General features: G+C 40.8%; 5 protein-coding genes. 1 reads left to right on the top strand and 4 read right to left on the bottom strand.

Annotated elements, in window-relative coordinates:
• Positions 1-200: 200 nt before the first annotated feature.
• Positions 201-500 carry a 2Fe-2S iron-sulfur cluster binding domain-containing protein gene (locus tag A3763_RS11615; protein WP_068634453.1) on the top strand — a complete coding sequence of 100 codons (300 nt, stop codon included), beginning with the start codon at positions 201-203 and terminating at the stop codon, positions 498-500.
• Positions 501-607: 107 nt separating this feature from the next.
• On the opposite strand, the gene A3763_RS11610 is transcribed toward A3763_RS11615, so the two are convergent.
• The 4 genes from A3763_RS11610 to A3763_RS11595 form a co-directional block, all read right to left on the bottom strand.
• The gene (locus A3763_RS11610) at positions 608-1,261 is read right to left on the bottom strand and encodes a TetR/AcrR family transcriptional regulator (RefSeq protein ID WP_068507328.1); all 654 of its coding nucleotides are present in this window, start codon (positions 1,259-1,261) and stop codon (positions 608-610) included.
• On the bottom strand, positions 1,254-3,677 hold the full coding sequence (gene gyrB, locus A3763_RS11605; protein ID WP_068553028.1) for a DNA topoisomerase (ATP-hydrolyzing) subunit B: 2,424 nt from the start codon (positions 3,675-3,677) through the stop codon (positions 1,254-1,256). Before gyrB ends, A3763_RS11610 begins: the two co-directional genes overlap by 8 nt.
• 28 nt (positions 3,678-3,705) lie before the next feature.
• Entirely contained in the window at positions 3,706-4,836 is a 1,131-nt protein-coding gene (recF, locus tag A3763_RS11600; RefSeq protein WP_068507325.1) for a DNA replication/repair protein RecF, read from the bottom strand.
• Between the two features lie 57 nt (positions 4,837-4,893).
• Positions 4,894-6,139, bottom strand: a 1,246-nt coding sequence (locus A3763_RS11595) for an AarF/ABC1/UbiB kinase family protein (RefSeq protein WP_197482890.1), incomplete at its 5' end; no start/stop codon positions are given.

The raw sequence follows: 6,139 nt of genomic DNA, 5'->3' as shown, positions 1-6,139 counted from the left end.
GCGTCGGTGCTTATTGAGGTAGAACGAAGAGGTGCTGATTTTATGTATGGAGCAGAATTCTGCAACCGTTAACCCGCTCTCTTTTTGATAATCGAAGATACTTGGCCAGTCGTGTTTGGCTTTCTTGGTGTTCTTTTTAGTCATGTGCTAGTTCCTTGTGAATTTTGGAACTAGCGTAATTAATTGTTGGGTTTGGTATTATGTGTGCTTGGCTAGACGCTTACGATACTTCTATTGAAAAAGAGGTAACTATCACAGTACAAGGTAAAGGAAGTTTTGTTGCAAAGTCAGGTGAACCTCTGCTGAATAGTCTCGAACGTTATGGCCTAAGCACCGAGAATGCTTGCCGCTCTGGTGAGTGCAGTTTATGTCGCGTTAAGCTAATAAGCGGAGAAGTATTTAACCCTCATGAATCCAAGCTACGTAAATCAGATCGTAAATTTTCTTGGATTCATTCATGCGTTGCTTTTCCAACAAGCGATATAGAGATCTCTATATAAAGAAAACCCAAAAGCCAAATTAGGTACCGGTTAAGGTCTTCAAACTGGTACCTAATTTTAACTAGAGTTTGTCCTTCCCTACCCCATCAATGAATCAGATCAATTAATTATAACTTCATCATTTTCGGTGAAACTGCCTGAGCAAAGAATTCACTAATGCTCATATCCCCAGGTATACGAATATGGCCATCAATAATTAAAGCTGACATGCCGTGAACCATCGACCATGCACTCAGGGCTCTAGCCGTTACATGCTTGGACTCAACATTGCCATGCTCAAATGCTTGTCTAAGTATTTTAAAAGGCTTTTGAGAACTAATTTCGAGGACAGGGGATATCTCTGGATTCGCTGAGGCTTCGAGCTTGTTTCGACGACCACCAGTATCAGCCTGGCTCAGCATTAGTCTATAAATTGCAGGGTTTTCTACGGCAAACTGAACGTAGGCGACGCCGTAGTTAAATACCAAATCCCATGGATCAGTATAGCTCTTCTTAATATCTATCAAGCGTTTAGTTAGGTCATCGAAGCCTGATGCAGCGATAGCTTGTAAGAGCTCTTTCTTGTTCTTAAAGTGAGTATAAGGTGCCATATGCGACACCCCTACTTCTGCGGCAATGGCTCTTAAAGATAGAGCATCTACGCCTTTAATTTTTAATATGTCTTTAGCTGACTCAACTAATGCCGTCTTCAAGTCACCATGGTGATATGGCTTACTTTCAGCACTAATTGAGGCGTCACCTTGGGACTTAGAACTAGACATCCAGGTTTGTTACTTCCAAAGCATTTGTCTGAATAAAGTCTCGTCTTGGTTCAACTTCATCACCCATTAAGGTCGTAAAGATCTGATCAGCGGCAACCGCATCTTCGATATTTACTTTCATCATACGGCGACTTTCTGGGTCCATCGTTGTTTCCCAGAGCTGCTCAGGGTTCATCTCACCTAGACCTTTATATCGCTGAATATAAAGACCACGCTGAGCTTCCTTCATTAGAACCTCTAAACCTTGCTTAAAATCAGTGATCGCAAACTGTTTTTCACCACGCTTAATAAAGCTATTCTCACTGAAAATACCTTCAAGAGACTTCGCCATCGTGACAATTTTTTCATAACCAGCTGACTCAATGAACTCTTCACTGAAGATATACTCAGTTGATATACCGTGCACAAATACATCAACTTTTGGTAAGTACAGGTCTTTTTCTTCGTCGTGAGAAATACCAAATACATAGTTCATACCTGTCTTGGTATCAATACCAAGCAAAGGCTGTATTTCTTCAACCCAAGCCGAAACTTTCGCTTTCTCTTTAAGATCTTCTTTATTCAGCGCGCTTACTTTAAGCAAAGTTTCCAGTACAAGTAACGGATAAGAACGGGCAAGCTTAGAAATAATGGTTTCTACTTCACGATATTGACCAACTAAGGTTTCTAAACCTTGGCCAGAGATTGAGGGTGTTCCCTCATCAACATATAAATGAGTATCATCTAAAGCTGACTGGGTCAGGTATTGTTCTAAGGCAGCTTCGTCTTTCAGGTACTGCTCCTGCTTGCCCTTCTTAACTTTATATAAAGGAGGCATAGCAATAAAAATATGACCACGTTCTATAATCTCTCGCATCTGACGGAAAAAGAACGTCAATAATAAGGTTCTAATATGAGAACCATCGACATCCGCATCAGTCATGATAATGATGCTGTGATAACGGAGTTTCTCGATGTTGTACTCTTCTCGCCCAATACCACAACCTAAGGCTGTAATTAAGGTGCCAACCTCTGCAGAAGATAGCATCTTATCAAAGCGTGCTTTTTCAACGTTTAATATCTTACCTTTCAGTGGCAGTATTGCCTGTGTTTTTCTGTCCCGGCCCTGTTTGGCTGATCCGCCCGCTGAGTCACCCTCCACTATGTATAGTTCGGAAAGCGCTGGGTCTTTCTCCTGACAATCTGCCAATTTCCCAGGCAAACCAGCAATATCTAGCGCACCTTTACGTCGAGTCATTTCTCTCGCTTTTCGTGCTGCTTCTCTAGCTCTTGCCGCATCAAGCATCTTACCAACCAGGTTCTTGGCTTGTTGTGGCTGCTCTAACAAATAGTCTGCAAACTTAGCAGCCATTTCTTGTTCAACAGCTGTCTTTACTTCGCTCGATACTAACTTATCTTTAGTTTGCGAGCTGAACTTTGGATCGGGAACTTTAACCGAAACAATTGCGGTTAAGCCTTCTCGCGCATCGTCCCCTGTTGTTGAAACCTTTTCTTTCTTACCTAGACCTTCATTCTCGATATAGTTATTCAATGTACGAGTTAGTGCACCACGGAAACCCGCCATATGCGTTCCACCGTCTCGCTGTGGAATATTGTTGGTATAGCAGAAGATGTTTTCCTGATAAGTGTCGTTCCACTGCATAGCGACTTCTACGCCAACCCCTGTTGCTTCATGCATAATATTAAAGTGGAACATGTCGTTTACAGTCGTTTTGTTATGATTCAAGTACTCAACAAATGACGATAAACCACCTTCAAATTCGAATAGGTCTTCTTTATCACTACGTTCGTCTTTTAAATGAATCCGTACGCCGGAATTCAAAAATGACAGTTCTCTCAAGCGCTTTGCGAGTTGATCATAGTGATACTCAGTCTGAGTGAAAGTTTCTGAACTTGGTTTGAAGGTCACCATCGTTCCCGTCGTCTCAGAATGACCCACCTCTTTAAGGGAGTAATCAGGCACACCGTGGGTATACTCTTGCTCGTATATTTTGCCTTCTCTGCGTATCGTTAACTTAAGCTTTTCGGATAAAGCATTTACAACCGATACACCAACACCGTGCAAACCACCGGATACTTTGTAGGAGTTATCATCGAACTTACCACCAGCGTGTAATACTGTCAGAATAACTTCGGCTGCAGAAACCCCCTCTTCCTCGTGAATCTCTGTAGGAATACCACGCCCGTTATCAGATACCGAAATTGAATTATCAAGATGGATAACAACATCAATCGTATCGCAATGACCAGCAAGCGCTTCATCGATCGAGTTATCAACAACTTCGAAAACCATATGATGAAGACCGGTACCATCATCGGTATCACCAATATACATTCCTGGTCTTTTTCTTACCGCGTCTAAGCCTTTTAGTACCTTAATACTTGAAGAATCATAGTTATTTTCAGTTTCACTCATTCAGCTTTTGCTCCTAATATTTCAGGTACTATATTTGTTTTTCTTGATAATCATATTCATGAATACGGCCATGTTCCACGTGGAACATTTTACAATCTGACCGATGCTTATCTAAATAATCTCGGGGTATCTCTCGATCTAAAACTGTACACATTACTTGTGCGTCCAACTCTAACAAATTAGAGAGAATTATATCGATATTCTTACTATCTAGCTCCGCGGCAATATCGTCTATCAAGACGAGAGTCTGCGAATCGTTTAATTCTTTTAGGCATTTTACATGAGCGATATATAAGGCAATTATCAATAACTTCTGTTGCCCACGAGATAAAAATTCACTCACATTCTTACCACTTATTCTAAGCTTAAGATCAGCCCGATGTGGTCCATACTGGGTATACTTTTTTTCTATATCTTTCGAACGATTTTGGTCTAACATTTCTGCCAGGCTTTTACTCTTATCCCAGCCTTGAAAGTATTTTAATCCTATCTCACTTTGTTCGTTTAAACCCAGTCCGGCCAATACAGTTTCGAAGGTAACTCGAAACCTATCCATAAATTCGATTCTATGCTGCGTTATTTGCTCTCCTAAGAGCGATATACGCTTATCCCATACTTTTAGTTGAAGTAGGTCTATTTTAGCAGTTCGGAGTAGACTATTCCGCTGTTTTAGACAATTAATATAATCGTTCCACAAAAAAGAGAATTCATGTTCCACGTGGAACACTCCCCAATCTATAAACTGCCGTCTAACTTTTGGAGGACCAGTAAGTAAATCGAAACTTTGAGGTTCAACCATCAGAACCGGTGTTAGTTTCGCTAGAATTGCTGCACTCTTTATTGATTGGCCGGAAATTTTAATCTCGGAACCCTGGAGGGTCGACTTTCTGACACCAATGGGCGTAGCTTCTTCATTTTGCTTTGAGGTATTAACTTTGCCGAAGACAATCAGCTCTCTACTCTTGGCGTCACTATTTATAATATTATCGATATGGCGGGTACGGAAAGAGCGCCCTGTAGAGAGTAAATAAATTGACTCAAGTAAGCTGGTTTTACCCGATGCATTTTCGCCCCAGATAAAATTTAAAGACTTACTAAAAGAAACACTCAGATCGTGGAGGTTTCGAACGCTCTTTATTGATATTGACGATAAGGACATAAATTAACTAAAGGCTCTACGAAAAAGGACATAGAACCATAAATGATGTGCCATATTCTAATGAAGCATATTCAGTCGATCATCAACAAACATATCTAGCTCAGGCGCTAATATATGAACATAGCGATCGAAATACAAAAATTGCTTTAATAACAAAGCAAATTCTCTAGGGAAGTGGATACCATTCTGCTCACCAACCTTAACCATATCCATTAGCACATTATTAATATCATCTTCACCCTGCGTTTCGAACATCGCTGTATCGGGGACCATCACATCTAGTTTATTAAACACTCGACGTAAATCGTTTGCTAAGTCATCAACAATGACATCTTTATCTGTGACACCAATGCGAATCATCGCATCAGCCATACCCTCAAAGTTTCCAATCATAATCGCTGATATAAAGTCTGAAACAGCTTCCCAGGTGCCAGGGTTAATACGACCTACAATACCAAAGTCGATAAAGCCGATACGACCATCTTCGAGAACCATTAAGTTACCTGCATGAACATCAGCGTGGAAAAAGGCACACTGCGTCAAACTAGAGAACCAGGTATTCATTGCTGTGATCAATGTCTTTTCGGGATCGGAGCAGTATTTACGAATTGTATCCAAATCAGTTAGCGATACACCATAAAAACGTTCCATTGTCAGAACTCGTCTCGAGCTAGCGCTTCGATAAACTTTAGGAACGCAAACATCCTCGTGGCCAGCACTATGCAAAAACTCGCTAAACTCATCTAGGTTATTTGCTTCTTTTATAAAATCACACTCTTCCATCATTGTGCGCTGAATTTCTTCAACGACACCAGACATAGATGTCCATGATAGCTTTGGTGCCAGATATTCAATAATTCTCGCTGAGACATAGAGAAAGTTAAGGTCTGTAAGCAATACATTCTCAACACCTGGCTTTTGAATTTTGATCACTACATCTTCACCCGATACAAGCTTGGCAGCATGAACCTGAGCAATAGAAGCGGATGCTAAAGGAACCGGGTCAACATAAGAATAAACTGCACTCAAAGGCTTACCTAATTCATTTTCAATAATCTTTCGAGCCACAGAAAAAGAAAAAGGCTGGGTACGATCTAAGCAGTTTTGAAATTCTTCAACGTAATCTTGAGGAAAGAAAGTAGGCGAACTTGCGATAAACTGCCCTAACTTAATATAGGTAGCACCTAAGTCTTCAAAAATAGATCTTAATAACTTGGGATTGGGTGGCCGTTTACCGATTAACCATTGAGCACCTGTTTTAGCAAGAATGCCTGTAGTCTGACCAATACGAAAAGTTCCCTTC

The organism is Oleiphilus sp. HI0128, from assembly GCF_001635365.1.
The sequence above is the reverse complement of the archived record's forward strand: the minus strand, read 5'-3'. Positions and strand labels throughout refer to the sequence as shown.

What these genes read in the sequence shown, in the direction of transcription:
- A3763_RS11615 (WP_068634453.1), top strand. Translation starts at nt 201, where the DNA reads ATGTGTGCTTGGCTAGACGCTTACGATACTTCTATTGAAAAAGAGGTA.
- A3763_RS11610 (WP_068507328.1), bottom strand. Translation starts at nt 1,261, where the DNA reads ATGTCTAGTTCTAAGTCCCAAGGTGACGCCTCAATTAGTGCTGAAAGT.
- recF (WP_068507325.1), bottom strand. Translation starts at nt 4,836, where the DNA reads ATGTCCTTATCGTCAATATCAATAAAGAGCGTTCGAAACCTCCACGAT.
- gyrB (WP_068553028.1), bottom strand. Translation starts at nt 3,677, where the DNA reads ATGAGTGAAACTGAAAATAACTATGATTCTTCAAGTATTAAGGTACTA.